Source organism: Allobosea sp. 10L422 (genome assembly GCF_056395345.1).
Window position 1 is genome coordinate 1 of record NZ_JBFTJI010000026.1, and the last position, 25523, is coordinate 25523.

Consider the following 25523-nt stretch of genomic DNA (forward strand, 5'->3'; position numbering starts at 1 on the left):
GATACAAGCCTCCCGCGCCAGAGGTCTTCATCCCCGCCATGACCGCGAGGGCGGCTGCGCAACCCGGACCAGCTACGCCGCCCGCGCTGGTGTCGAGACCAACCGTCCACTAACAATCACCTTGGACCAGCCGGCGGGGGCGGATCAGAAGCGGGGTGTGAATTCGGTCGACATCACGCAAGCTCCTCGTCATTCGAGGCGGTGACCAGACCGATCCGAGCGGCGTAGCTAATCCGCTCGTCGTTGAGGAGGCGAGCCTTGCCGCTAGCAATCAGGCGGATGACCGCTTGGAAGCCTTCACCCTCGAGTTTGCTGGCTTGGACGATTTGCCCAACGGTGGATTGAGGGGTCTTGGCGAGAAGAGTTGAAACCGCCGCATCATGGACCGGATTGGAGGTTCGACGAGACAGGCGGATCAACTTGGCGTTGTGTACCAGGTCTAGCGAGATGTCCCGGTCGGTGATCAGCTTAACGTAGTCGGCGAACCCGCCTGGAAGCTGCAGGGCCATGGACCTCAGCTTATGATCGAGACCTTCGCGCTGCGCCTTTTCCCACGGCTTCACGGCTACAGCTATCTTGCAGCCGGACAGGAGGGTTAGCAGGAAGTCGAACGTGTATCGCCGCCTCGTTCCTGCGGCGTCGGTCCAGTCTATCGCGGGCGGCTGCTCGACGATGTCCGCAATATCTGGACAGGTCGAGAGGACGAGGGCGACGTCGCGCTCCAAGCCGCTCTCACACATCAGCTCGTAGGGGACGCTGCCTGCAATGATGCTGGGCCGGCAGGCGCCACGGCTTTTCGAGTGAACGTTGCGCGAGGATCGAGATTCGCCTGGCAAATAGACGATCGGCGCCGGCGAGGGGGCAATTTCAACAATTGGGTTCATGAGATCTATTCGTTCGGTAGGCGCGCCACCGCGATCTCAGTATTCGTGCGAAACTGCTTGCACGCGCTCGCGCTCGCAGGTACACACGAATGACCAAGTCGGCAGTCGCCGGGTATGGGAATCGCTCCGAGGTTCTGAAGGCCGCTAGGAGCGAAGGATTTCTACGGGAAAGCACTTCGATTGCCGTCGAAGTGCTTTCTTCGTTCTGGGCGCGGTTTTACATTGCGATGCCCTCCGCTTCAGAACCGGGCACGGCAACGGCCAATCGCTCGGCCTCCGTTCGGGCGGCTCCTTGGAAAATTCGGGCGATGCCCAGAACGCGGCAGATCGCGGCTATTCTGGGATCGGTCGTCACAAGGTCCGGCTTCAGAACGATAAGCCCCGAAAGTGAGCCGGCTGGCGCATTGCCCAACATAGGAGGAAGCTCGGCAATCAACGCGACGTAGTCTTGGACAGAGGGTGGAGTAGGGGCGGATACCGCAGCGATCGAACGCTCTGATGCTAAATCGATCGCGACGAGCGATCGCAACTCGCAGAACTTGATCTGGACGGCCCAGGGCTCGTCAGCATCTAGCTGACTTGTTCGAAACTCCAAGTTTGACACGCGACCTCCTTTTGGCCGCAAGCGCCGAAACCGCTTGACCTGTTACCTAGGTCGCAAGAGAGTTCGGAGCTCATCGGCGCCAGCCTTTGAGATGGTGAAGTTCGGGGGCTCGATACTTTCCTAGGGTCTCTCGCCAACGAACTTCATTGCAAAAGCGTCGGCTTTCGCCGGCGCTTTTTTGTTGTTTGCGAGCTTGGAAGCTGAATTGCGCGGCTCGCGAAATCAGGATCAGCAAGTAGCGGCCTCCCGTCGAGTCGATTCTTTCGAGCGGTGGACCCTCAAGCTCAGCTTGCCGCGCTACCGCTTTGAGCCGCGGTGCTAGGGGTTCGAAGTCGAGCGGTTGGGTTCGATTCTAGCTGCAACATTCTGAGATTGTTCAAAATTTCCCAGATCAAGGAATCGATCGTAGGTATCTTGACTCTGTTTGAGTGTAATGTTATGCGGTCCCCCGCGGTGCGGCGGAAATTCGCGGGGGTAATTGTGCGCGATTTAAATTCAGCACGCCGGTTTTTTATTTGCGAATATTACAATTCCGATATCAAATTCGCAGTATTATTGCTCGCGCAGGCGATGGCGATACCGGCTATTTCGGGCGTTTAGCCGCTTGCCTCTCGCCGCGCGGTACGCGTTCTGGCGCTCCCCCAACCACGAATTGCTACTGACAGTGTCAGCCAACGCCAGCATCTAACCTGTTGACTGGTCATTGGGGCCGCTTCGCTCCTTCCTGCCTGCATACATCGCCTCAGGGCGGTTGCGCCGCCGAGCGTGACGCGTTCCTCCTGCTACGAAGGTCTTCGGATGCGTCTGCTTGTCATGTCGGACATCCATCTGGAGTTCGGGCCGTTCGCATTCCCCGCCGACCTGCCGGATTCGACGCCGCGGTCTTCGCTGGCGACATCCATCAGCCGGTCACCGCCGCGGTCGAATGGCTCGCGCAAGAGCGCGACACCGGCGCGCTGAAAGGTCGACCGATCGTCTACGTCCCCCGGCAACCACGAATTCTACAATCATGAAATGAAGTCCGAGCTCGCCAAAGGGCAGGCGGCCGCTGACGAAGCAGGGATCCTGCTGCTGAACAGGCGCGCCGTTGTCATCGACGGGGTCCGCTTTGTCGGTGCGATCCTCTGGACCGACTACCGGTTGCTAGGCACTCCGAAGCCATCAATGATCACGGCTGGGGACGAGATGAACGACCACCGCCTGATCCGATATCGAGAGGACAGTGGCCACCATGCCCGGTTCATGCCGTGGCACGCGGCCGCCGAACATCGCAAAGACCGCGATTATCTGAGGCAGGAACTCGAGCGGCAGCACGGCGGGCCCACTGTGGTCGTAACCCATCATGCGCCGCATCCAGGCTCGGTGCAGCCGCGACATCAGGGTGGATCACTGTCTCCGGCATTCGTGTCGAATCTCGGTTGGCTGATCGAGGCCACCAGGCCGGAGTTGTGGATCCATGGGCACGATCACGGCTCTCACGATTACCTAGTCGGGCAAACGCGGGTGTTTGCCAACCAGGCCGGTTACCCGCGCGATGGATTAAGAGAGAACCCGGGTTTCCGGATCGACTGTATCGTCGAGGTCTAGGTTCGGGCAATGATACTGGCCTTGGCCCGGCTAGGCCCGCGCCGCTCGGGGTTGTCTCTCTTACGCTAACGGGCGCCGTCGTCCTTATCTGAGAAAAGGAATTGTCGTGCCAGGTCAACATTTCCCTGTTTCATCTGCTGAATCGGGCGCGGTCGTCACCAAAGCCGCTATTCGGGCAGCGGACCAGCTCAAGATCAGCTCCGAGACGCTTGCCGCGATCATCGGCGTCAGTGAGGTTACAATCTCGCGCATCAGGCGCGGCGGCTCTGCACTTGAGCCTGGCACAAAGCCGTTCGAGCTTGCCGTCCTTTTCGTGCAGTTGTTTCGCTCGCTCGATGCAATTGTCGGCGGTGACGATGAGATCGCCGCAAGCTGGCTTGCCAGCGCGAACATCCCCCTCAATGCCCGGCCGATCGAGAAGCTGCAGACCGTGGCCGGGCTCGTTGATGTCATCGCCTATCTGGACGCACGTCGCGCTCTCAACTGAGCTTGGAGGGATCTTACCGCTGTAAAAAGGGCGGCCGAGGACATTGCCATCAACGGAGCAGTCATCCTCGCCTTCACGTCGGTCAGATCCACGCCCTCACTCAGGCTGAGCGCCGCAAGCGTAACCTGCTTCGCTCGGATCGCCGGTGGCGGCCAGAGCGCGGTGGCCTCACCCAGCTTCAAGCCGGTGATGGAATATCTTTGCGTCCCGAAACAGCGTGTTTTCGTCCTCGGGCTGCATTCGGCTGCCGCCTAACCTCATCCGCATCCGGATCGCGGCCGCAGTGGCCGGTCTTTGAGAGAGGGATGAGTCATGATGCTGGGAAAACGACTTCTGCTGATCGCCTGCCTTGTGGGGAGTGCCGGTCTCGCGCATGCGGAGGGCGACGCGGCAAAGGGAAAGACGTTGTTCTCCCGCTGCTCCGCCTGCCATGCGGCCGGGAGCCAGAACAAGATCGGACCCGGACTCGCCGGCGTCGTCGGTCGCCCGGCGGCGAGCGCTCCCGGTTTTCGTTACTCGAAGGCGATGACGGGCTCCGGCCTGACCTGGACCGAGGAGCAGCTCGACACCTATCTCGGGGGACCTGCGAAGGCGGTTCCCGGGACGACCATGGCGATCGCGGTCCCGAACACACAGGATCGCAGCGATATCATCGCATTCCTGAAGACGCTGCCTGCGCAGTAGGGGCGGGCCGCCCAAAAACACTCGGGCGCGCRCCGGTGAACATCACCGGCGCGCGCCCTTATCGATGTTCGCTATGCTTGATCTCGAACAGGGGCCGCGACGGCGAAGAGAGTTCTCTCCTCCGGCTCAGCTTCCGAATTTCGCCTTCGACAGAGGCAGGCTTCGGATGTGCCGGCCGGTCAGGGCGGCAACCGCGTTGACCACTGCCGGGGGAACGCCGGGCAGTCCAGGCTCCCCGACGCCGCCCATCGGCGCTCCGCTCTCGACGATCTCGACATGAACCTGAGGCATCGCGGCTCGGGACAGGATCGGATAGTCATCGAAATTGTGAGACTGGCGTAGGCCCCCATCATAGACCAGTTCCTCGAACAGCGTGGCGGAGAGCCCTAGCGCTGCCGCCGACTCGACCTGCGACTTCACGATCGCGGGGTTGACGATGCTGCCGGGATCGAATGCGATCCAGAGGTTGTGAACCTTGACCTCGCCCGCTTCGAGCGAGACCTCGGCGATCGTCGCTGTTTCCGAGCCGAAGGGCGAGGCCATGGCTACGCCGCGCGCCCGCTTGCCGCCCTCCGCATCATAGGGGCCGCGCTTCCAACCGCCCGAGATCGCGGCCACCGTCTCCAGCAGCTTCCGATGGCGTGGCTTGTCCTTCAGCAATTCCATGCGGAGCTGGAAGGGGTCCTGTTTCCCGGCATCGGCCATCTCGTCGAAGAAGCCCTCGTAGAAGTAATCGTTCATCGAGTGACCGACCGAACGCCAGAAGGCGATCGTCACGGGATGGGGGAAGCGGACATACTCCATGCTGCAGGACGCGATGGCATAGGGCTTCTCGACGATGCCCTCGACCGCGGAGCTGTCGACCCCGCCCTTCGCGCCGGCGCCGAAATAGCGTCCCAGCGGTCCTTCTCCAACGGTACGGACCTGGATGGCGGTCGGCTTTCCATCGGGGCCAATCGCGGCCCGGAAGCGGCTGAAGCTCAACGGGCGCAGCGCGTCGCGCTTGAACTCCTCCTCGCGGGACCAGAGCAGCTTGACCGGCTTGCCGGTTTCCTTCGCCAATAGGATCGCCTGCTGGAAGGGATTGCCGGGCCCATAGACGAAATGGCGCCCGAAGAACCCGCCGAGCATCGGCGAATGCAGGATCACCTTCTCCGGCGGCAGTCCGGCCGCCTGAGCCGCGACCGACTGGAACAGCTCGGGCATCTGGTTGGGAAGCCAGAGCTCCAGCGAACCATCCGCGTTGAAGCGCGCGATCGACGAGGGCGGTTCGAGCTGGCCATGAGCGAGGTATGGCGCATCGTACTCGGCCTCTACGGTCTTAACGGCCTTGGCGAAGGCTGCCGCAACATCGCCCTCCTTTTCGGCCGAGACGGCCTGGGCGGTGTTGCCTTTGAGCGTGGATAGCAGGCCCGCCGAAGAGTAGTCCGCCGCGACGGCGTCGAAGCCACTCGCAGGCGGCGCGGACCAGGTCACGTCCGCCGCCTCGACCGCCTTGCGAGCCCGGTACCAGCTGTTTGCGGTGACGGCGACCGCGCCGGGCAAGCGGTGCACGCCATGGACTCCCGGCATGGCCTTGAGCGTGTCTTCATTCGCGATCCCGGTCGGGTTCGTGCCGAGATGCGGCGCATGCTGCACGGCCGCGTAGAGCATGCCGTCGACTTTCTGGTCGATCGCGTAGATCGCTTTTCCGGTCGATTTCTCACGAACGTCGAGCCGGGGTACGGGCTTTCGCAGCCAGCGGAAGGTTGCGGGGTCGCGCAGCTTCACCTCGGCGGCGGGGGTGAGCTTCAAGGCCTCCTCGGCGAGTTCGCCATAGGCTACGCGCCGACGGGATGCCGCGTGAACGACATGGCCGTCTTCGGTCGTGAGACTGTCGGGCTTGACCTTCAGGCGCGCCGCGGCTGTCCGAATGAGCATTTCGCGCGCGCTGGCGCCGAGCCGGCGCATCGGCATGTAGCTTGAGCGCGTCGAGAAGCTGCCGCCCGTCATCCGCAATCCGTCGATGACGGCGTAGTCGGGTCCGGGTGGCGCGCATTCCACCTCGAAGCGGGCCGGGTTGACGTCGAGCTCCTCGCCGATCGTCTGCGCCATGCCGGTGTTGATGCCCTGACCGCCTTCGACGAAGGGGCTGAGGATCTTGAAGCTGTTGTCCTTGCCGATGACCAGGAAGGCGGCAACGCGTGTGCCCGGCTTGACCGCCTGAGCGGTCTGGGCGCGCGCTGGGATGGCGGGCAGCAGAGCGCCCAGCACCAGCGAGGCCGCGCCACCGAGAACGCCCCGGCGAGAGAGATTGGCGACGCCTTCGACGGGGATCAGCGCAGTTGCGTTGGTGGACTTGATCGCTGCGAGCATGTTCATGTCGATCCCTCCTCAACCAGCGGCCTGATGGATCGCCGCTGCGATCCGATTGTAGGTCCCGCAACGGCAGAGATTGGTCATGGCGTCCTGGATGTCCGCATCGCTCGGCTTCGGCGTCTGCTTGAGTAGCGCGGTCGCGGCCATGACCTGTCCCGACTGGCAATAGCCGCATTGCGGCACCTGCTGCGCCACCCATGCCTCGACAACCTTATGGCCGACAGGATCCTGCTCGATCGCCTCGATCGTGCGGATTTCCGCGGTGCCGACGCTGTCGAGCGGCATCTGGCAGGACCGGACGGCCTGACCGTCCATTAGTACAGTGCAGGCGCCGCATTGGGCGATGCCGCAGCCGTATTTCGTCCCGGTCAATCCCAACGTATCGCGCAGAACCCAAAGCAAGGGCGTCTCCGCTTCCGCATCGACCTCATATGCAGCCCCGTTGACCTTGATGCTTGTCATGACCGCTTCCCACTGCGCGAATGAAGCATGAACCTTAAAGGGGGCGGGGCCAGCGCGCAGGACGAAGACGAGGCGATTTCGGACAAATCCCTTCGAGAGCCACGAGCGCGTCTGTGGTGCAAAGACAGGCAATCGGGACGTCCCGCGCAGGGATGTTTCGCGCCCACGTCCCGAATTGCCTCGTCTTCGTCCTGCGGTCCTGCTGGGTTTGCCGCTAAGGTCCGCCATGTCCCGACCGGGCCGATGAGATGCGGAGATATTCCTCGCTCGCGGAGGCGCGCGTCTCATTAAGCCACCTAGCCGAACAACCCAAAGCCCAACCCGGATGGACAGATCCATGAGCAAACCCCTCGCCATCCCCGCCTCCTTCTTCGGCATGGTTCTGGGGCTGATCGGGTGGGGCAATAGCTGGCGGGCGGCGCATGAGGTCTGGGGGCTGCCGGCTGCGATCGGCGAGGCCCTGATGCTGGCAGGCGGTTTCGTCTGGGCCGTTCTCCTTGTCCTCTTCGCCGCCAAATGGCTGGCGGCTCGCAGCGAAGCCATCGGGGAGGCGAACCACCCGGTCCAGTGCTGCTTCATCGGGCTGGTCGGAGTTGCGACGATGCTGGTTGCGATTGCCGCCAACCCCTATTCCAGCCCCGTCGCGGTGGCGCTTTTTGCGGCGGGATTGACCTTCACTCTGGTCTTCGCCCTGTGGCGCACCGGCATCCTCTGGCAGGGCACGCGCGATCTGGCCGCGACGACGCCAGTCCTCTATCTGCCGACGGTCGCAGGTTCCTATGTCACCGCGATCGGCCTGACGACATTCGGGCTCGGAGACTGGGGCCGCCTCGCCTTCGGGGCTGGCCTCCTGAGCTGGTTGGCGATCGAATCCGTTCTGCTCCACAGGCTCTACACAGCGCCGGAGATGCCGCCGCCGCTGCGGCCGGTGCTGGGCATCCAGCTGGCTCCGCCTACGGTCGGCGCCGCGGCCTATCTAAGCGTCACGAGCGGCCCGCCTGATATCGTCGTCTACGGCCTGATCGGCTACGGCTTGCTGCAGCTCCTGCTGCTCGCGCGGCTGGCACGGTGGATCTTCGCTGCCGGTGTCACAGCCTCGGTCTGGGCTTTCACCTTCGGGCTCACCGCGCTGGCAACGGCGATGGTCAAACTCGTCGGCCGCGGCGATGCAGGTCCGGTCTCCGTCCTGGCGCCCGTCGTGTTTGCATTCGTCTCGATCGCGATGGGCGCGATCGTTCTGCGGACACTCTGGCTCCTAGTCAGGGGAAGGCTGCTGCCAGCCCCACCGGCTCCGTCGGCCACGCGCTGACCGCCGCGACGTCTCCTCCAGATCAAACGCCCCGACGACGATGCAAAACTCAGCAGACCACATGATCTTGAGCCCGGTCGCAGAGGAGACGAACCCGGTCGAGCCGACTGGCCTGCTTGTCATCGCTCACCCGCGGCTCGACCGCAGCGTCGTGAACGCCCGCCTGGCGAAAACGGCGGCCGAGCAGCCCAGGATCGAGATCCACGATCTCTACCAGGCCTATCCAGACTATCAGATCGACGTCGCTGCGGAGCAGGAAAGGCTGCTGCGCCACAAGGTGATCGGGATCCAGTTCCCGCTGTTCTGGTATTCGGTGCCGGCTGTCCTCAAAGAGTGGTTCGACCTCGTCTGGCTTCACGGCTTCGCCTATGGCGGCAGCGCGCCGCGCCTTGCCGGCAAGACCTTGTTCTGTGCGGCCTCCACCGGCGGCGATGAGCGGAGCTACCGCGAGGACGGTCGCAACGGTTACAGGGTGGAGGAATTCCTGCGGCCGCTGGAGCGGACAGCGGCGCTCTGCCAGATGCACTGGGCCGCGCCCCATCTGCTCCATGACGCCCCTCGGTTGCGTGGAGAGCAGCTGGAGCAGGCAGCGCAGGGATATAGGCGCTATCTCGACAATCTGATGCGAGAGACCGTCATATGAGCACCGGCGAAATCCTGGTCCGGACCTTCGTCTATCTGCTTGCCGGCGTCATCGCCGTCCCTCTGGCCAAGCGTTTGGGGCTCGGATCCGTTCTCGGCTACATCATCGCAGGCGCCGTGATCGGCCCGGGCCTGCTCTCCTTGACGGGCGATATTGCCGCCGTCAGCCATGTCGCCGAATTCGGCATCGTCATCCTGTTGTTTCTCATCGGCATGGAGGTTCGCCCTGCGCTGCTGTGGCAGATGAAGGGACTAATCTTCGGGCTCGGCATGGCACAGATGCTCGCCGTGTCGGTGGTGATCACGCCCATAGCCATGATGCTGGGGCTCTCCTTCGCGGTCTCGGTGACGCTTTCTCTCATCCTCGCGATGAGTTCGACCGCGCTCGTCATGGCCACACTGGAAGAGAAGGGGCAGCGGTCGGGGACCATCGGCCGTGCCTGCTTCGGTGTGCTGCTGTTTCAGGATCTCTCCATCATCCCGCTGTTCCTCGTCGTTCCGCTGCTGGCGTCGAACGCATCTGCGGCAGCGGAGGGCAATCCGGCCGCCTGGCTGCGCGGCGCCGAGGCCTTGGTGGCAGTAGTCTTCGTCGTCCTCGCAGCCCGGTTCGCCGTCAGGCCTCTGTTCCGATTTATCGCGGCAACGCATTCGCGCGAGGTCTTCACCGCAGCGGCATTGATGCTCGTCGTCGGCGTGGCGGCTCTGATGACCGTCGTCGGTCTGTCGCCGGCTCTGGGTGCCTTCATCGCCGGGGTTGTCCTCAGCGAAACCGAGTTTCGGCAGGAAATCGAGAGCGACATCGATCCGTTTCGCGGCTTGCTGCTGGGGCTGTTCTTCATCACGGTCGGAGCGGGACTCGATCTCCAACTGCTGCGAAGCCAGCCGCTTTCCGTCATCGCGATCGCGGTGGGCCTGATGCTCGCCAAGACGCTCGCGATGTACGCGGCCTCCCGCGCCTTCCGTTTCCGTCCCATCGAGGCGATTTCGCTGGCTGTCCTGCTGGCGCAAGGCGGGGAGTTCATCTTCGTCTTCATCGGCTTCGCCAAGCAGTTTGCGCTGCTGCCCGAGCAGCTGTCGCGCCTGCTGCCTGCCGCCGTTGCCATCTCGATGCTGCTGTCGCCGCTGCTGATGCTCTTGCTGGACCGCATCATCCGTCGCCGGATCGCTCCGTCGCAGCAGGCCGCGCCAGACGTCCAATTCGAGGATCGCGTCGATGTCATCGTCGCCGGGTTCGGCCGTTTCGGGCAGATCGCGGGCCGGTTGCTGCAGGCCAACGGCCTGCGGATCTCGATCATGGACACGAGCCTGACCCAGATCGAAATCCTGCGCCGCTTCGATCAGCGCGTGAATTTCGGGGATGCAACCCGGCTCGACCTTCTTCGCGCCGCGGGAGCGGAAACGGCAAAGATCCTCATCGTCGCCATCGACGAGCGCGAGCAGATCAGCCATCTGGTCGAAACGGCTCGGACGTCGTTTCCGCACCTCGTGATCCTCTCGCGTGCGTGGGATCGGCGCCATGCCTACGAGCTGCTGCGCCTTGGAGCGGATCACGTCGAGAGCGAGACCTATGAATCCAGTCTTTCGATCGGGAAGGAAGCCTTGATCCGTTTCGGTTTTCGCGCTCACCGGGCGCATCGGTCTGCAGCCTTGTTTCGAATGCACGACCGCTCGCTCTTTGGTCGGAGCCGGCCATCGAGTGCAGACGAGAATGGGTTCCTGCAGGCGTCGAAGGCCGCCGCATCGACCCTGGCCCAGCTCCTTGCCGCAGATCTTGAAAATGAGCGCTCGCACCGGGGCCAGGAAGAGGACTGGGGCACGCGCGGGCTCTACGGGGAACTCACCGCCGACACACGGGAAGCCTCGGGCGGCGGTCAGACCTGACGATAGCCGCCCGTGACCCAGGCCGAAACGGCATCCATATAGCCCGCGGCATCATCCTCCCAGACGAAATGGCCGGCATCGAATACCCGGTGGGCGGCATGGGGAAGGTTTCGCGCCAGAAGCTCGCCGTTGGCCGGCGGCACGATGGGGTCGTCGTTGCCGGAGATCACGAGGACGGGCGTCGTCACCGTCGGCAAGAGGGCCTGGAGCCTCGGCAGATCGCGCGGATAGGCCCTGACATAGTCCGCGGCCTCGATCCAGCGCCGCCCCAGTGAGGACAGGCGGAAATCTTCCATAGCCTCGGCCGGTGGGGTCGCACGCGTCAATCGGGTGATCGTGCCGACGACCTGGGCGCCGCCGTCGGGCTCGCCATACGTCCCCGGCTTCGCCTCGATCACGCTCCGCAAGCCCTTGCCGAGCAGGCCCATGTCGACGCCGCCGCTGCCGACCACGAGGCTTTCGAACAGGTCGGGCCGGGTGGCCGCCGCGAACAGCATCGCCGAGGTGCCCACGTCGGGACCGATGGCATGCCACCGTGCGATGCCGAGCTCTGCGGCCAGGCGGATGACGAATTGCCCCATGGCTGCCGGCGACATCAGTTCGGAGCGATGATCCGAGCGCCCGAAGCCCGGGAGATCGACCGCAATGACGGGGCCGAGCTGCATCAGGTCGTCCCAGATCGCGTGAAATGCGTAGATGCTCTGCGGCCAGGGCGCAGTGATGAGGATCGGTAGGCCGAGCCCCGGGCTTCGCAGAATCCGAAGCTTATACCCCTCCACGGGGATGAACCCAGGCTTGAGAGGATCAAAAATGGCTTTGACCATGATGCCGCCTCGCTGATGCACCTTGCGGGATGTAGACGGATATTCGGCGGCTCGATCCGTCAAAGACACGCCGATTTGGGACAATCCGCGCGATCCGTCAGCCTTGTGTCTTGAAGCCTGCGCGCCGCTGGCTATGTCGCCCAATGGTGGCCGACTGGCGTGACGGCTTTCGAGCCCCGCTCTGCCGTGCATGAAATCATGCTATCAAGCGAAACCGGTGAGGTGGAGGTGCGGATGAGACATGTCGGCTTCATCATGGAAGACGGTTTCCAAGTCATGGGCTTGGCTGCCTTGTCTGCATTCGAGTTCGCCAACCTGCAGCTTGGCCGCCACGCCTACTCGGTCTCCGTCATGTCGGAGAGAGGCGGGGGCATCTTATCTACCTTGGGCATGAAGGTTGAAACCGTCCCGCTAGGGGAATTTCCCGACACCCTCATGGTTCTCGGCGAGTTGCGTCCGCGGCCCCTTACGACGGCGTTGCGCGATTACATCGCCGCTGCCGGCCAGCATTCCCGCCGTGTCGCTGGCGTCTGCACAGGCGCATTCGCGCTGGCGGAAGCAGGTCTGCTCGATGGGAAATCAGCCACGACGCACTGGGCCCATGCCAAGACGCTGCAGGAGCGTTACCCCGCCGTGCGGGTCGACGACGACCGCATCTTCATCAAGGACGGCAATGTCTGGACATCGGCAGGAATGAGCTCCGCGCTCGATCTAGCCCTGGCGCTGATCGAGGATGACTATGGCGCGGAGCTGGCCCGGGGAGTCGCGCGCCGGCTCGTCATCTATCATCGGCGGCCCGGTGGCCAGTCGCAGTTCTCGGCCTTGCTTGAACTTGAGCCGCGCTCCGATCGCGTGAAACGAGCGCTCGTCTATGCCAAAGAGAATCTCCGCAACGCCTTGACCGTCGAGGAACTCGCGGATGCGGCGAGCCTGAGCCCACGGCAGTTCACCCGCGTGTTTCGCGAAGAGACCGGGCAATCCCCGGCGAAGGCTGTCGAGCGGCTGCGCCTGGAGGCGGCGAAGGCGATGCTGGAGGATGGCAGGCATCCGATGGATATCGTCGCTCGCGATACCGGCTTTGCCGATCGCGATCGGATGCGCAGGGCTTTCCTGCGCTTCTTCGGGCACCCGCCGCAGACGCTGCGTCGCAATCTACGCCTGGCGGAAGCGCAGGAACAGGCAGGCGACGTGACATCTGGCATGGCCGAGGCTGGCGAGTAGTTCCCCGGCCAGCGAAGCCATCGCACCCAACTCGGTTCGCATAACGCGTCAGGTGCCGCTCCGGCAGCCAAAAGAAGACGCCATGGCGGCGGCCATGTCCGGAATTGCCGCCTTGTTGACTTAGGAGCGGACGACTGTGGGGCCTAGCTTGTCTCGACCGTCAAGGTCGAACGCCGGAGGCAAGCGTGGCCGTCAAATCCGAGATCAATGCGCTGGAAACATCCTTCGGGCGGTTGGCATGGCGTGAAGACGGACCGATCGGCGGTTTGCCGCTGGTCCTCCTTCAGCGCTTCCGCGGCACGATGGACGATTGGGACCCGGCCTTCATCGCGGCGATCTCACAAGACAGGCGGGTGATCCGCTTCGACAGCGTGGGCATAGGGCGCTCCGATGGGAGCGTGCCGGAGACGGTCGCGGGACTCGCCGCCGTCGCGGCCGAATTCATCCAGCGTCTCGGCTGCTCGCAGGTCGATCTGCTCGGCTGGTCGCTGGGTGGCGTGGTCAGCCAGCAATTCGCCCTCGATTTCCCGGCGCTCGTCCGCCGGCTCATCGTGGCGGGGTCGAGCCCGGGGCCGGTCGCCGACGGTCCGCAGCAGCATCCGCGAGTGCCGCAGATCATGACAAAGCCGGAAAACGACGCCGACGATTTCCTGTTCCTGTTCTATCCGGAGAGCGAAAGCGCGGTCGCTGCCGGCCGCAGCTCGCTCGCCCGCATCGCCACGGCGCCAGGTCGGGGGCCGCCGGTCAGCGCTGTGTCGTTCATGGGGCAGGTTAAGGCGGTGTCGAGCTGGCCTGGCGTACTGCACCGCGCCAAGGAGCTGAGGCTGCCGATGCTCGTCGCGAACGGCGCTCACGACGTGATGCTGCCGGCCTATCGTTCCTATGTGCTCTCGCAGCAGGCGCCAGATGCCAAGCTGGTGCTTTATCCGGACGCGGGACACGCCTTCCTGTTTCAGCACATCGACGACTTCGCGGCCGAGATCGATCGCTTTCTCGAAGGCTGAGCCCAGCCCGCAGACCGCGCGGCCGTCAACGTTCGGCGATAGCGAGATTTCGCGACGCAATGTCTCAAATAGACGCTTATGTGTCATTTGAGACATTGCGATTGTTTGCGATTGTCGGTCCATCGGCGGCGGGGAGTGCCCGGTCTGCCTCAACGAGAGATACCAGGTGACGCCATGCAGATGACCGGCAACACGATCTTCATCACCGGGGGGACCTCGGGCATTGGGCGGGGCCTGGCCGAGGCATTCCACAAGCTCGGCAACAAGGTGATCGTGGCGGGGCGCCGCCGGGCGCTGCTCGACGAGGTGACGACGGCCAATCCGGGCATCGATGGGATCGAACTCGACATCGCCGATGCCGCCGATATCGAACGGGTGGCTGGCCGCCTGACGCAGGCCTATCCGACCCTGAACGTGCTGATCAACAACGCCGGCATCATGCCCTTCGACGATGCGGGCGGCACGATCGACGATGCGACGTCGCGCAAGATCATCGACACCAATCTGCTCGGGCCGATCCGGCTGACATCCGCGCTGATTGGGCATCTGAAGGCCCAGCCACGTGCGACGGTGATCCACAACACCTCCATCCTGGCCTATGTGCCGCTGGCGACAACGGCTGTGTATTCGGCGACAAAGGCAGCCCTGCACTCCTATGCGCTGTCGCAGCGCTTCATGCTGCGCGAAACCGGCGTTTCGGTGCAGGAGATCGCGCCACCCTGGGTCGATACCGACCTCATCAAGAAGAGCGGCGACTCTCGCGCCATGCCGCTCGACATCTTCATCGAAAAAACGATGGCCGGTCTCGCCACCGAGGCGGCAGAGGTGATCGTCGACGAGATTAAGGCGCTGCGGGATAACCCAGGCAGCGGTGAGCACGCGCTGGTGCAGGGCTTCAATCTCGAACTGATCGCCAATCCCATTCCGGTCTGATCCGTAGAGGCGCCCCCATGTCGGTCCGGCAGGGGGAGCCTGCGGCGTTTGGAGCGCTCTCGATGATTCATGACAAGCCGCTATCCTCCGCGGCTAAGGCCCCCGCCGCCGTCGAAGCGATGGCGTCGAAGCCGGTTGAGGAAGGCTCTCTTCTGCCCCCGGCCTTTCTCGCGCTCGGCACCTTCGCCATCGGAACCGAAGGGTTCATGATCGCGCCGCTTCTGCCGACCATCGCCGACGACCTCGGGATGAGCCTCTCGGCGACGGCCACGCTGGTCGTCGTCTTCACGCTCGTCCTTGCCGTAAGCTCGCCGATCTCGACCGTCCTGACCGCGAGCTTGCGGCGGCGCGATACGCTGCTTCTCGCCATGGCGATCTTCACCGCCGGGAACCTCATCGCAGCGCACTCCTCGTCCTTCGCGGCGCTGATGCTCGCCCGCATCATGATGGCGGTCGCGTCGGGGCTCTACATTCCGGGAGCGAACTCGCTGGCGGGAGTCATCGTGCCTGCGGGCAAGCGCGGACGTGCGCTCGCCATCGTCAGCGGCGGCATGACGATCGCCATCGCGCTCGGCCTGCCTCTCGGCGCCATCGTCGGCCATGCTTTCGGCTGGCGAACCACCTTTCTCGCCGTGGCTGCGATGGGACTCGTCGCGATCGTCGGAATCGGTCTCGGGATTCGCTCCGACGCCGGGTTCGGGATTGCGGTGGCGAGCCTGAAGCAACGGCTCGGGGTGGTCCGGCGCCCTGCGATCCTTCGCCTCCTCGCCGTAAGCCTGTTCTGGGCGATCGGCGCCTTCACGGCCTACCCCTACATCGCTCCCTATCTGAAGGCGGTGCTCGGTTTCGGTGCCACCGGAATCAGCGCGACGGTCTCGATGTGGGGCCTCGCCGCAGCGATCGGGGTCACGGTCGGCGGCACGCTGAACGACCGCTTCGGATCGAACCGGGTGGTGCGGAGCTCTCTCATCGCTCTTTCGATCTCCTTTGCAGCTCTCGCCGTTGCGACGTTGTTGGCGCCGGCAGGGGCCCTCGTAGTCGCGCTCCCTGCCATCGCGGCCTGGGGCTTCAGCGTGTGGTCGCTGTTTCCTGCCCAGATGGCGCGGCTGATCGCGGCCGGGCCAGTTTCGGAGGCATCCGTTGCGCTCGCGCTCAACACCTCGACCACGTATCTCGGCTTCTCCATCGGATCGGCGATCGGTGCCGGTATCATCGGTATCGGCGCGGTCTGGGCCATCGGCGCGATGGCGGCGCTGGCTGAACTGGTGGCGATGATGCTCGATCGACGCGGGGCAGCCCATGCGACGCGGTGACGACGCCTCTGCGCCGGGGGCGCCCGGCTCACTGCCCGGTTCCTCGGCCGAGCTCGCGAACCGCGCGGGGTCGGCTGTGCCCGTCGATCCGCGCACCAGACGCATGCTCGAAGCGCCCGTGCTGCCGCTGCTGGTCCGGATGGCCTGGCCGAACGTGCTCATCATGCTCGCCCAGGCATCGAGCGGGCTGATCGAGACCTGGTTCGTGGCCAAGCTCGGGACGGAGGCGCTGGCGGGCATGGCGCTCGTGTTCCCGACCGTCATGCTGATGACGATGCTCTCGAACGGCGCGATCGGCGGCGGCATTTCCTCGGCCGTGGCGCGTGCGCTCGGCTCCGGACAGCGCGCACGGGCTGACGCTCTCGTCCTGCACGCGATCGTCTTGAACCTCGCCCTCGGCCTCGGCTTCTCGGCCCTGTTCCTCATCTTCGGCCGGCCGATCTATCGTCTGCTCGGCGGCTCCGGCGGCGATCTCGAGGCGGCCTTGACCTATTCGGGCGTCGTCTTCGCCGGCAATGGCCTGATCTGGCTGATGAACGGGCTCGCCAGCGTGATCCGCGGCACGGGCAACATGGCATTCCCGGCCATCGTCAGCTGTGTCGGAGTCGCCCTGCTGATCCCGATCTCGCCCCTACTGATCTTCGGCTTCGGCCCCATTCCGGCTCTCGGCATCGCGGGAGGAGGGGTGGCGCTGCTCACCTTCTACGCCGGCGGAACGCTCGCCATGGCGTGGTACGTCCTCTCGGGGCGCAACCCGGCGCGGTTCCACTGGGTGCGCCTGCATTGGGAGCCGCTCGCCGGCATCCTGAAAGTCGGCGCGCTCTCGGCGCTGCAGTCGCTCCAGACCAACCTCATCGTCGCTGGCGCGACCGCGATCGTCGCCGCCGCGGCCGGGGTGGATGCGGTCGCGGGCTTCGGGACAGGCGTCCGGCTCGAATATCTGCTGGTCCCAGTGATCTTTGGCATCGGCGCGCCGATGGTCGCGCTCGTCGGCACCAATATCGGCGCGGGCCAGCGCGAGCGGGCACTGGAGATCGGGCTGAGCGGAGCGGGCCTGTCCTTCGCGATCACCGAAGTCATCGGTATCGTGGCCGCGCTGTTTCCCGCCGCCTGGCTCGGGCTGTTCAGCGCCGAGCCCGCGATGATCGCGACCGGCAGCGCCTATCTGCGGATCGTCGGCCCCTTCTACGGCTTTTTCGGGCTCGGACTGTCGCTCTACTTTGCCAGCCAGGGCGCGGGAAAGCTGCTCTGGCCGCTGGGCGCCGGCGCGCTTCGCCTCGTCGTCGCACTGCTCGGCGGCTGGCTTGTCTTGCGGCTCACGGGTTCGCTCGAAGCCTTCTTCGCCTCGCTGGCGCTCGCACTCCTGGCCTATGGGCTGGCGATGTTCGCTGCGGTGAAGGCGGGCGTCTGGTTCAAATAGCCCGGATCCGGAGTCGTGCACCGGAGTGGGCGAACCATTGGCGAGCGGATCATGCGCAGGGCCGCGGCATAGAGGCAGCGGCCCTGCTGCGGAATCAGGCCAGCCGGATGTCCGAAAGGTCGATCGAGACGACCAGCGGCTCGGCAAGCGAGGTTCCATCCGGCTGACGCGGGTAGATGCGCCGCTCGGTCGGGAAGCGGAGACCCTGCACCTCGACATAGCTGCCGATATAGTGTGCGCCCGGCGTGTTCCCGGCGATCTCGACATCGTAGTCGTGACGCTTCAGCAAGCCGGCATCGTCGACGTAGAGCGTCTGCACGGTGCTGTGCGTGGCGATGTCGGAGGGAAACGCCACTTCGAGCTTCTGCCAGGTCTCACCCTTCTCCCGCCACTCCCCGACGGATCGGCTGACGACGCCGGGCGCAGCCAGCAGGAACGGCATGTTGAGATAGGTCCACATCGCAATCCCGGCGAAATAGGCCAGTTGAGGCTCTGTCCATGGTGTTTCGAGCGTATGCCCGGCGAAGGAGGCGCGAGGCTCGTCCAGCTCCTCGACGATCTTCCCGGCGGCGTCCCTGATCTCAACGCGGCCCGGCTCGAAGCGGGTCACCTTGCCCTCCGGCCCGAACGGCGAATGAGAAGCCCACTCCCGCCCGAGCCCGACCGTGACGTTCGTCTCGTCTAGCTTGCCGCCATGCCCCTTGAGCGGCCAGAGCACGCCGCCCTGCCGAAGGTGGGCGGTCAAGGTGGTGAAATTCTCCCATCTGTCGAGCCCGCCATGGGCATCGATGATCTTCCGTGCCAGAGCGTCCATGTCGTCATCCTGTCGTTTGCTGTGTAGTTCAGGCGCCGAGAAAGGTCTCGACATGCGAAACGAATGTTTCCGGATACTGGAGCAGCGCGCCGTGGCCTGAATCCGGATAGATAATCAGCGTGGTGCTGCTCATGTTCTTGAACATCTCGTAGGCATTGATCGACGGGAACATCGTGTCGTCGCTGCCATGGACGATGAGCGTCGGCTGTCGGATCGCCCTGAGCGAGGCGTGATCCGGGTCCGGCTCCGCGCACCAGCGGATGATGGCCTGCGCCTGCGGGTTGCTGACGGCCTCGCCCCGGTCCGGATCACGGTCGCTCGTCCGGGCGCCGGCGCGGTCGATGAAGGCGGCGCCGGCGGCCTGGCTGGCTTCGGACGGCGTGAAGAAGAGGGGAAGCCTGACGTCGCGTGCGTTCCGGGCGAAGGCCTCTTCGACCACTTGCAGCAGATGCTCCTCGCCGCCGCGCGGAGCCGTACCGGCGAGGATCATCCGGCGGACATCGACCGCGCCGCGCGTCGCCATCACCTGGGCCAGAAAGCCGCCGAGCGAGAAGCCAAGGAGATCGACCTGCTTCAGGCCGAGCGCTGCGATGAAGGCTTCGGCATCGGTGACCTGCTGCTCGACGCTGTCAGGTGTTTCGCCGGAGGAGGTGCCGACGCCGGCATTGTTAAAGGCGATCACCGGCCGCCGCGCCGCCAGCGCATTGACCACCGCCGGATCCCACGCGTCCATTGTGCCGGTGAAGTGCTGCAGCAGGACGAGCGGAATACCCGCCTCCGGCCCGAGCCGGCGATAGGCGAAGCGCACACCGCCGCTATCGATATAGCGCGTCGGAGTCCGTTCGAGAGTATCAGGCATGGTCGGTTCCTTTCGCTTCGAATGAAGATGAGCCCTTCCGAAAGCGGTGGCGCCTGCGCAGCCGCTCGAAAGTTGTTCGGGTTTGTGTCGGCGGATGGACGCTCAGGGTGCCGGTGTCGGATCGTCGAGGCTGACCATGCCGCGTCCTTCGGCGTGAAGCGCGGCCTTGACCGAATGCCTCGTTCCGACCAGCCGAAGGAAAGCCGCCAGCCGGGGATAGGCGTCGAGCGCTATGCCGTAGAAGCGCGTCCAGCTGGCGATGACGAAGAGATAGGCGTCGGCAGCGGTGAAGGTTTCACCGGTGAGGAACGGGCCAACCATCCCTTGTTCGGCGAAGGCGAGACGTCCCCGGATGCGGGCGAGGACGAGCTCGCGCATCGGCGCGTCGATCTTCCAGTTGAGCGGGATGAAGCTCTTGTGCAGCTCGGCGGCGACGAAACTTTGCCACTCCATGACCCGGTAGCGCGCCATGGTGCCGGGAGCAGGCATGAGATCGCGTCGCTCCGCCCGATCGCAGATGAATTGCGCGATCACCATGTTCTCGGTCAGCCGCTCGCCACCGGGAAGCTCCAGCAGCGGCACCATGCCTCTGGGAGCCACGTCGCGATAATCCGAGCCGTCCGCCCGCTGCTTTGCCGTCACGTTGACGACCTCGAGATCGAAGGGCTCCCCGATCTCGCGCAATAGGATGTGCACCGAGAGCGAGCTCGCACCCGGATGGACATAAAGCTTCATGCAACAGCCCTCCTGGCAGGTGCCTCGGCACGAGTGCCGAGGCACCGCTTCATCAGGCCTTCACGAAGGCGAGCAGATCCGGATTGATCACGTCGGCATGGGTCGTGAGCATGCCGTGCGGATAGCCCTTGTAGAGCTTCAGCGTGCCGTTCTTCAGCAGCTTCACTGCCTTGAGGGCGGCATCCTCGTAGGGCACGACCTGGTCGTCGTCGCCGTGCATCACCAGCGTCGGCACGTTAATGGCCTTCAGGTCCTCGGTCTGGTCGGTCTCGGAGAACGCCTTGATGCCGTCGTAGTGGGCCTTGGCCGAACCCATCATGCCCTGGCGCCACCAGTTCTGGATCGTGCCCGGGATCGGCGTCACGCCCGGCCGGTTGAAGCCGTAGAACGGCCCGGTCGGCACATCGAGGAAGAACTGCGCGCGGTTGGCCGCGAGCGCGGAACGGAAGCCGTCGAACACCGCCATGGGCAGTCCTTCGGGATTCTTTTCGGTCTTCACCATGATCGGCGGGATAGCCGACACGAGAACCGCCTTGGCCACGCGGCCCTGCGGCTGACCGAACTTGGCGACATAGCGCGCGACCTCGCCGCCACCGGTCGAGTGGCCGATATGCACGGCATTGCGCAGATTCAGGTGCTCGGCCACCGCGGAGGCGTCCGCAGCATAATGGTCGATGTCGTGCCCTTCGCTGACTTGCGATGAGCGACCATGACCACGCCGGTCATGCGCCACCACGCGATAGCCGTTGTGAAGGAAGAATAGCATCTGCGCGTCCCAATCGTCCGATGACAGCGGCCAGCCATGGTGGAAGACGATGGGCTGGGCGTTCTTCGGTCCCCAATCCTTGTAGAAGATCTCCACGCCGTCCTTGGTGGTGACGTAAGCGGCGCTCATGGCATGTGTTCCTTTCGATGCTTGGACAGTGGAGAAGGGAGTAGCGAAGGCGGGGGCCGGAAGAATTGCGGCTGCCGCTATACCGACCGCTGCGGTCAGGACCGTGCGGCGGCTCTCGGTGGAACCTGGATAAGACATGACGGTGGCCTCGAAAAACTTGCTCCAAAGAGCAGTAAAGCCAATCCGGATTCACTGACGGACAAAGAAGCCTGAGATCGGGACATATCGACCTCTGCCGCTCGTAGGAGCCGACGATGCGTCGAGAGAGTGCGGGTGCGCCTGACGGGCTTCGCTCCGGAGGCGCTCACGCTGATGGGGGCCATGAACCTCGCGGCGCTCAATATCGCCAACGCCATCGGCGCCTGGGCGGGCAGCGTGACGATTGCGGCCGGCTACGGCCCGCTGTCCGCTGTATGGGCGAGCTTCGGGCCGACGCTCCTGGCCCTTCTGGTCTTCGCGCCCATCTTGCCGAAGGCGCCGCAGTTCGCGCCGGCGTGATTGCGGTCAAGCTCCTCATCTGGTCGGATGGCGTCGCGCGCGAGAAGTGGCATAGGCCCGATACGGAGGTCACCCCATGGCAATCGGCGATGCTCGGCGAGAGCAGATTTTTCCGACACTGTCCGCCCTTCAGATTGCGACGTCGCGTCGCTTCGCCAGCGGCGCACCGCGCCGCTTCGGTCCGCGTGAGGTCGTCTACGAGATCGGCGCCCGCGACGCCCCCTGCTGGCTGATTCTCGATGGCTCGGCTGACGCGATCCGACGCGGCGCGGCCGGCCGGTCGTCGCTGGTCACGACCTACGGTCCCGGCCAGTTCACCGGCGAGACCAATCAGCTCTCGGGCCGTCCATCCCTCATGTCGGTCGTGGCGGGGGATGCTGGTGCGGTCGCGATCCCTTTTGATGCGCCGCATCTCCGCGCGCTCGTCATCGGATCGGCGGATGTCGGTGAAACGATCATGCGCGCCTTCATCCTCCGGCGCGTCATGCTGATCGAGGAGGGGCAGACCGGCGGCGCAGGATCAATCCTGGTCGGACGCCGGGATGATCCGGGCATCGTCCGGTTGTCGGGTTTTCTCACCCGCAACGGCTACCCCCACACCGTCATTGCCGCGTGCGAGCCGGAGGGGCGCGAACTCGTCGAACGGCTCGGCGTCGCCCCCGAAGACCTGCCGCTGATGATCTGCCCGAACGGCACATTGCTCAGAAGCCCGAGCAATGCCGATGCCGCGACCTGTCTCGGCATCACRCCKGATCTCGATCCGAAKAYTGTCCATGACGTGGCGGTCATCGGGGCCGGGCCAGCCGGGCTTGCCACTGCCGTCTATGGCGCATCCGAAGGGTTGTCGGTCCTGGTCCTGGACAGCCGCGCCTTCGGCGGCCAGGCGGGCGCGTCCGCCCGGATCGAAAACTATCTCGGCTTTCCGACCGGCATCTCCGGACAAGCCCTCGCGGGCCGGGCGTTCAATCAGGCGGCGAAGTTCGGCGCCGAGCTTGCCATTCCGCTGACCGTCGAATTGCTCCGCTGTCACGGAGCGGATGCGGAAGCCCCGTTCACCCTCGAGCTCAGCAATGGAGGCACCGCGCGGTCGCGCACCATCGTGATCGCCTCCGGAGCGCGTTACAGGCAGCCCGACATTCCCAACATCGAAGCGCTGGAAGGGGCGGGCGTTTCCTACTGGGCATCGCCCGTCGAGGCGCGGTTGTGTGCCGGCGAGGATGTCGTCCTGGTTGGCGGAGGAAACTCGGCGGGCCAGGCGGTTGCCTATCTCGCGCCGCAGGTCAGGCATCTGCACCTGGTGGTGCGCCGCCCCCTCGAGCAGACCATGTCCCGGTACCTGATCGATCGGATCGCGGCCTTGCCCAACGTCGAACTCCATGTGGACAGCGAAATCGTCGATTTGCACGGCGACCGGGCGACTGGCCTGACCGGGACGAGGTTTCGGGACCGCCGGACAGGTGCGATCCGGGAGTGCACATCACACCACCTCTTCCTGTTCATCGGCGCCGATCCCAATACGCACTGGCTCGACGGCTGTGTGGCGCTCGACGCAAAGGGCTTCGTTCTCACGGGGGAGCGCGCCGGCGACGGCGAGCGGCTGCCGCTCGAAACCAGTTGCCCAGGCATCTTCGCCGTCGGAGACGTGCGGGCCGGTTCGACCAAGCGGGTCGCCGCCGCCGTTGGCGAAGGCGCCGCCGTCATCGCCCAGATTCATTCCGTCCTGACACGGAACGTCGGGCCCGCATTGAATGCGGTGCGGCAAGCTTGATGGAGCGTGGCCTCTGCATCGCGTCACGGCCAGCGGAGTTGAGGTGCATGCCCGGTCCCAAGGAGTTTTGAAAGCCTCCGAGTGGCGGGACCGAAACGCGCCACTTCTGGACATTGGAGCATTGCGCGGAAGCGGACCTTACCAGATCGGCCAACGGGACCGCTCCCCATTAGCCGGCATGCCCTAGGCCCGCTTCTGGGCACCGCAATGAGCTCTGCAGCCGACGGCTGAAACTGGCCGCTGGCTCCGTTCTGAAGGTCCGATCCCCCGCTGGGGTGGCGGATGCGGGGGCCGAGTGTACGAACTTGGCGAGACGCAGCCTCTAGGCACCCATCGCAATCAATTCACCCGGGCACTTTTCAAAACTCCGGCAGCTCCCAACGAAGCCGTAGAGACGATTCAGTCGAAACACGTTAGGTAGTGCCGTAGTCTGAGGATTAACTCAGCGAAATTGGGGGGCTGCGCGGGAATGGAAAGCAATAGCGAGGCAAACTATGTGCTGGATTCAGCTTTCTGGCTGAACGGCCAAGCGCTCGGATTTCCGGTGCAGTTCGACCTTGTACTCAAGCATCTCCGCCAGGATATGCGTGACGATTGGTATTTCGACTGCCTGCAATATGATGACCTCTTCAAGAACCCCGCCGAGGCGAAGCGGGTCATTATTGCACTTTTGCAGCAATGGAACGGCATATATCGCGGCACGCGCAGCATCGTGAGAAACATACCGAAGAAAGGGTATGGCGAACGCTACGGCTTGGAGACCGACTTCTTCGATCGCTTCATCTATCAGGCAATCTGCAGCTTTCTAATCCCCTTTTACGACCCACTTCTCGGCCATCGAGTGCTAAGCTACCGCTACGAATCGGCACCCTTAGACGCGAAATATCTCTTCAAAAATAAGATAGATCGCTGGTTCACGTTCGAAGGTGTGACACTGACTTTTCGTAGATCAGGACGTCACCTATTGGTCACCGACCTGAGTAATTTTTTCGAGAATGTGTCGCGCGTGCAGATCATAGGAGCTCTCGAAAGGGCAGTTCCGGAACTAGCGGCGACCGGCCCGCAAAAGCTGCAGATCAGAAATGCAATTGCCACGCTCGATCGCCTCTTGAACGAATGGACTTTTAGCCGAGATCACGGGCTCCCGCAGAATCGCGATGCCTCTTCGTTCCTATCTAACATCGTACTTTCGTCCGTAGACAGGGAGATGACAAGGAGGGGCTACGATTACTACCGATACGTGGACGACATCAGAGTAATCGCAGACTCCGAGCTCCACGCCCGGCGCGCACTGCAGGATCTAATAAGGCAGCTACGCACAGTCGGCCTCAACATCAACGCAAACAAGACTGGCCTGCCCCGATTGAGTGGTCCGGCTTCAATCTAATGCATGGTCGGCTTTGCGGCCATGTTCGACGACGGCAGGATAGCTGCCGGGGCCGGCGGCTTGTAGCCGAGCGAGGAGTGCGGGCGCCTGGTGTTGTAGTGCTGGCGCCAACACGTCGATGACATCGGTCGACCTGAGCCGCCGATCGATGCGGATCGCCAGGCATTCCCGGGTGAACTCGTCGATCACGTTCAACATGCGGAACCTCCGGCCGTTGTGGGTGCGATCCTCGACAAAGTCGTAGGACCAGACGTGGTTGGGATGCTCTGGCCGCAGCCGCACGCAGGAACCGTCGTTCAGCCAGAGGCGTCCCTTCTTCGGCTGCCGCTGAGGCACTTTGAGCCCTTCTCGCCGCCAGATCCGCTCGACGCGCTTGACATTCACCGCCCAGCCCGCCGTGTGCAGCATCGCTGCGATCCGCCGATAGCCATAACGGCCATACTGGGTAGCAAACTCGACGATATCGGCCGTCAAGGCCGCCTCGTCGGCTCGCCCCATTAGCTGCTTCCTCTGCGTCGAACGATGCTGCCCCAAGACCCGGCACGCCAGTCGCTCCGAAACACGCAGCTTCACCACGACATGCTCGACACAGCGACGTCGCCGGGCGGGGCTCAGAAGTTTCCCCGGGCAGCCTCCGCCAGGATCAGCTTCTCAAGCGTCAGGTCCGAGACGGCCTTGCGAAGCCGCTCGTTCTCCTTCTCGAGGTCCTTCAACCGCTTCACCTGATCGCTCTTCAGGCCGCCAAACTCCTTGCGCCAACGATAATAGGTGAAGGCCGTCACCCCGATCGTGCGGATCGCTTCGGCAACGGGACGCCCCTGCGACAACAACACGTCAACCTGTCGCAGCTTCGCGACGATCTCTTCGGGCTTGTGCTTCTTCTGCGCCATAGCGGCTTCCTCCAAAGGCTCAAAAGCCTACTTCACGGAGGACCACTTTTCAGGGGGCAGGCCA

At 64.2% G+C, this 25523-nt stretch carries 23 protein-coding genes and 1 pseudogene; 14 read left to right on the plus strand and 10 right to left on the minus strand.

Annotated elements, in window-relative coordinates; translation table 11 throughout:
• Window positions 1–173: 173 nt before the first annotated feature.
• Window positions 174–884 carry a TnsA endonuclease N-terminal domain-containing protein gene (locus AC1DEZ_RS27295; RefSeq protein ID WP_441470811.1) on the minus strand — a complete coding sequence of 237 codons (711 nt, stop codon included), beginning with the start codon at window positions 882–884 and terminating at the stop codon, window positions 174–176.
• Window positions 885–2502: 1618 nt separating this feature from the next.
• Here AC1DEZ_RS27295 and AC1DEZ_RS27300 point away from each other — a divergent pair.
• From AC1DEZ_RS27300 to AC1DEZ_RS27310, 3 genes are all read left to right on the plus strand, one after another.
• On the plus strand, window positions 2503–3075 hold the full coding sequence (locus tag AC1DEZ_RS27300) for a metallophosphoesterase family protein (RefSeq protein WP_441470812.1): 573 nt from the start codon (window positions 2503–2505) through the stop codon (window positions 3073–3075).
• Between the two features lie 106 nt (window positions 3076–3181).
• A complete protein-coding gene (locus AC1DEZ_RS27305) occupies window positions 3182–3562 on the plus strand; it encodes an MbcA/ParS/Xre antitoxin family protein (RefSeq protein ID WP_441470813.1) in 381 nt (126 codons plus the stop codon).
• A gap of 312 nt (window positions 3563–3874) precedes the next feature.
• A complete protein-coding gene (locus tag AC1DEZ_RS27310; RefSeq protein ID WP_441470814.1) occupies window positions 3875–4246 on the plus strand; it encodes a c-type cytochrome in 372 nt (123 codons plus the stop codon).
• A gap of 126 nt (window positions 4247–4372) precedes the next feature.
• Here the strand turns inward: AC1DEZ_RS27310 and AC1DEZ_RS27315 are convergent, their stop codons facing one another.
• Window positions 4373–6607 carry a xanthine dehydrogenase family protein molybdopterin-binding subunit gene (locus AC1DEZ_RS27315; RefSeq protein WP_476781314.1) on the minus strand — a complete coding sequence of 745 codons (2235 nt, stop codon included), beginning with the start codon at window positions 6605–6607 and terminating at the stop codon, window positions 4373–4375.
• Between the two features lie 12 nt (window positions 6608–6619).
• Entirely contained in the window at window positions 6620–7066 is a 447-nt protein-coding gene (locus AC1DEZ_RS27320) for a (2Fe-2S)-binding protein (RefSeq protein WP_441470816.1), read from the minus strand.
• 337 nt (window positions 7067–7403) lie between these two features.
• On the opposite strand from AC1DEZ_RS27320, the gene tehA reads away from it, so the two are divergent.
• The 3 genes from tehA to AC1DEZ_RS27335 all read left to right on the plus strand — a co-directional run bounded on the left by tehA (window position 7404) and on the right by AC1DEZ_RS27335 (window position 10898).
• Entirely contained in the window at window positions 7404–8375 is a 972-nt protein-coding gene (gene tehA, locus AC1DEZ_RS27325; protein WP_441470817.1) for a dicarboxylate transporter/tellurite-resistance protein TehA, read from the plus strand.
• Between the two features lie 61 nt (window positions 8376–8436).
• A complete protein-coding gene (locus tag AC1DEZ_RS27330) occupies window positions 8437–9018 on the plus strand; it encodes an NAD(P)H-dependent oxidoreductase (protein WP_441470818.1) in 582 nt (193 codons plus the stop codon).
• The gene (locus tag AC1DEZ_RS27335) at window positions 9015–10898 is read left to right on the plus strand and encodes a cation:proton antiporter domain-containing protein (protein ID WP_441470819.1); all 1884 of its coding nucleotides are present in this window, start codon (window positions 9015–9017) and stop codon (window positions 10896–10898) included. The genes AC1DEZ_RS27330 and AC1DEZ_RS27335 overlap by 4 nt, the downstream gene beginning before the upstream one ends.
• Here the strand turns inward: AC1DEZ_RS27335 and AC1DEZ_RS27340 are convergent.
• On the minus strand, window positions 10889–11677 hold the full coding sequence (locus tag AC1DEZ_RS27340; protein ID WP_476781315.1) for an alpha/beta fold hydrolase: 789 nt from the start codon (window positions 11675–11677) through the stop codon (window positions 10889–10891). The genes AC1DEZ_RS27335 and AC1DEZ_RS27340 overlap by 10 nt on opposite strands.
• A 279-nt stretch (window positions 11678–11956) precedes the next feature.
• On the opposite strand from AC1DEZ_RS27340, the gene AC1DEZ_RS27345 reads away from it, so the two are divergent.
• The 5 genes from AC1DEZ_RS27345 (at window position 11957) to AC1DEZ_RS27365 (ending at window position 17613) form a co-directional block, all read left to right on the plus strand.
• The gene (locus AC1DEZ_RS27345) at window positions 11957–12943 is read left to right on the plus strand and encodes a GlxA family transcriptional regulator (RefSeq protein WP_441471081.1); all 987 of its coding nucleotides are present in this window, start codon (window positions 11957–11959) and stop codon (window positions 12941–12943) included.
• Window positions 12944–13128: 185 nt separating this feature from the next.
• Complete coding sequence (locus tag AC1DEZ_RS27350; RefSeq protein ID WP_441470821.1) at window positions 13129–13947, plus strand: alpha/beta fold hydrolase; 819 nt, start codon at window positions 13129–13131, stop codon at window positions 13945–13947.
• Window positions 13948–14121: 174 nt separating this feature from the next.
• Window positions 14122–14880 (plus strand): SDR family oxidoreductase, encoded by a 759-nt coding sequence (locus AC1DEZ_RS27355; protein WP_441470822.1) that lies wholly within the window; start codon window positions 14122–14124, stop codon window positions 14878–14880.
• Window positions 14881–14942: 62 nt separating this feature from the next.
• Window positions 14943–16193, plus strand: a complete 1251-nt coding sequence (locus AC1DEZ_RS27360) for an MFS transporter (protein ID WP_441470823.1) — start codon at window positions 14943–14945, stop codon at window positions 16191–16193.
• The gene (locus tag AC1DEZ_RS27365; protein ID WP_441470824.1) at window positions 16180–17613 is read left to right on the plus strand and encodes an MATE family efflux transporter; all 1434 of its coding nucleotides are present in this window, start codon (window positions 16180–16182) and stop codon (window positions 17611–17613) included. The genes AC1DEZ_RS27360 and AC1DEZ_RS27365 overlap by 14 nt, the downstream gene beginning before the upstream one ends.
• A 94-nt stretch (window positions 17614–17707) precedes the next feature.
• On the opposite strand, the gene AC1DEZ_RS27370 is transcribed toward AC1DEZ_RS27365, so the two are convergent.
• From AC1DEZ_RS27370 to AC1DEZ_RS27385, 4 genes are all read right to left on the minus strand, one after another.
• The gene (locus tag AC1DEZ_RS27370) at window positions 17708–18427 is read right to left on the minus strand and encodes a hypothetical protein (RefSeq protein WP_476781316.1); all 720 of its coding nucleotides are present in this window, start codon (window positions 18425–18427) and stop codon (window positions 17708–17710) included.
• 28 nt (window positions 18428–18455) lie between these two features.
• The gene (locus AC1DEZ_RS27375; protein ID WP_441470826.1) at window positions 18456–19286 is read right to left on the minus strand and encodes an alpha/beta fold hydrolase; all 831 of its coding nucleotides are present in this window, start codon (window positions 19284–19286) and stop codon (window positions 18456–18458) included.
• Between the two features lie 102 nt (window positions 19287–19388).
• Window positions 19389–20021, minus strand: coding sequence for a glutathione S-transferase C-terminal domain-containing protein (locus AC1DEZ_RS27380; RefSeq protein ID WP_441470827.1), 633 nt, complete (start codon window positions 20019–20021; stop codon window positions 19389–19391).
• Between the two features lie 52 nt (window positions 20022–20073).
• Window positions 20074–20916 carry an alpha/beta fold hydrolase gene (locus AC1DEZ_RS27385; protein WP_441470828.1) on the minus strand — a complete coding sequence of 281 codons (843 nt, stop codon included), beginning with the start codon at window positions 20914–20916 and terminating at the stop codon, window positions 20074–20076.
• Between the two features lie 273 nt (window positions 20917–21189).
• On the opposite strand from AC1DEZ_RS27385, the gene AC1DEZ_RS27390 reads away from it, so the two are divergent.
• From AC1DEZ_RS27390 to AC1DEZ_RS27400, 3 genes are all read left to right on the plus strand, one after another.
• Entirely contained in the window at window positions 21190–21414 is a 225-nt protein-coding gene (locus AC1DEZ_RS27390; protein WP_441470829.1) for a hypothetical protein, read from the plus strand.
• 76 nt (window positions 21415–21490) lie between these two features.
• Window positions 21491–23182 carry an FAD-dependent oxidoreductase gene (locus tag AC1DEZ_RS27395; protein ID WP_476781317.1) on the plus strand — a complete coding sequence of 564 codons (1692 nt, stop codon included), beginning with the start codon at window positions 21491–21493 and terminating at the stop codon, window positions 23180–23182.
• 469 nt (window positions 23183–23651) lie between these two features.
• Window positions 23652–24569 carry an RNA-directed DNA polymerase gene (locus AC1DEZ_RS27400; protein WP_476781318.1) on the plus strand — a complete coding sequence of 306 codons (918 nt, stop codon included), beginning with the start codon at window positions 23652–23654 and terminating at the stop codon, window positions 24567–24569.
• Here the strand turns inward: AC1DEZ_RS27400 and AC1DEZ_RS27405 are convergent.
• Together AC1DEZ_RS27405 and AC1DEZ_RS27410 are read right to left on the minus strand one after the other, a co-directional pair.
• Window positions 24566–24694, minus strand: coding sequence for an integrase core domain-containing protein (locus AC1DEZ_RS27405; protein WP_476781319.1), 129 nt, complete (start codon window positions 24692–24694; stop codon window positions 24566–24568). The genes AC1DEZ_RS27400 and AC1DEZ_RS27405 overlap by 4 nt on opposite strands.
• Window positions 24675–25459 (minus strand): annotated as a pseudogene (locus AC1DEZ_RS27410) (IS3 family transposase); the annotation flags it as partial. The gene AC1DEZ_RS27405 and the pseudogene AC1DEZ_RS27410, both read right to left, overlap by 20 nt.
• Between the last annotated feature and the right edge of the window lie 64 nt (window positions 25460–25523).

Coding starts and splice junctions, on each gene's coding strand:
- AC1DEZ_RS27330 (WP_441470818.1), top strand. CDS start 8,437: ATGATCTTGAGCCCGGTCGCAGAGGAGACGAACCCGGTCGAGCCGACT.
- AC1DEZ_RS27375 (WP_441470826.1), bottom strand. CDS start 19,286: ATGCCTGATACTCTCGAACGGACTCCGACGCGCTATATCGATAGCGGC.
- AC1DEZ_RS27385 (WP_441470828.1), bottom strand. CDS start 20,916: ATGAGCGCCGCTTACGTCACCACCAAGGACGGCGTGGAGATCTTCTAC.
- tehA (WP_441470817.1), top strand. CDS start 7,404: ATGAGCAAACCCCTCGCCATCCCCGCCTCCTTCTTCGGCATGGTTCTG.
- AC1DEZ_RS27380 (WP_441470827.1), bottom strand. CDS start 20,021: ATGAAGCTTTATGTCCATCCGGGTGCGAGCTCGCTCTCGGTGCACATC.
- AC1DEZ_RS27320 (WP_441470816.1), bottom strand. CDS start 7,066: ATGACAAGCATCAAGGTCAACGGGGCTGCATATGAGGTCGATGCGGAA.
- AC1DEZ_RS27295 (WP_441470811.1), bottom strand. CDS start 884: ATGAACCCAATTGTTGAAATTGCCCCCTCGCCGGCGCCGATCGTCTAT.
- AC1DEZ_RS27405 (WP_476781319.1), bottom strand. CDS start 24,694: ATGTCATCGACGTGTTGGCGCCAGCACTACAACACCAGGCGCCCGCAC.
- AC1DEZ_RS27365 (WP_441470824.1), top strand. CDS start 16,180: ATGCGACGCGGTGACGACGCCTCTGCGCCGGGGGCGCCCGGCTCACTG.
- AC1DEZ_RS27315 (WP_476781314.1), bottom strand. CDS start 6,607: ATGAACATGCTCGCAGCGATCAAGTCCACCAACGCAACTGCGCTGATC.
- AC1DEZ_RS27355 (WP_441470822.1), top strand. CDS start 14,122: ATGCAGATGACCGGCAACACGATCTTCATCACCGGGGGGACCTCGGGC.
- AC1DEZ_RS27300 (WP_441470812.1), top strand. CDS start 2,503: ATGAAGTCCGAGCTCGCCAAAGGGCAGGCGGCCGCTGACGAAGCAGGG.
- AC1DEZ_RS27400 (WP_476781318.1), top strand. CDS start 23,652: ATGGAAAGCAATAGCGAGGCAAACTATGTGCTGGATTCAGCTTTCTGG.
- AC1DEZ_RS27335 (WP_441470819.1), top strand. CDS start 9,015: ATGAGCACCGGCGAAATCCTGGTCCGGACCTTCGTCTATCTGCTTGCC.
- AC1DEZ_RS27310 (WP_441470814.1), top strand. CDS start 3,875: ATGATGCTGGGAAAACGACTTCTGCTGATCGCCTGCCTTGTGGGGAGT.
- AC1DEZ_RS27345 (WP_441471081.1), top strand. CDS start 11,957: ATGAGACATGTCGGCTTCATCATGGAAGACGGTTTCCAAGTCATGGGC.
- AC1DEZ_RS27370 (WP_476781316.1), bottom strand. CDS start 18,427: ATGGACGCTCTGGCACGGAAGATCATCGATGCCCATGGCGGGCTCGAC.
- AC1DEZ_RS27360 (WP_441470823.1), top strand. CDS start 14,943: ATGATTCATGACAAGCCGCTATCCTCCGCGGCTAAGGCCCCCGCCGCC.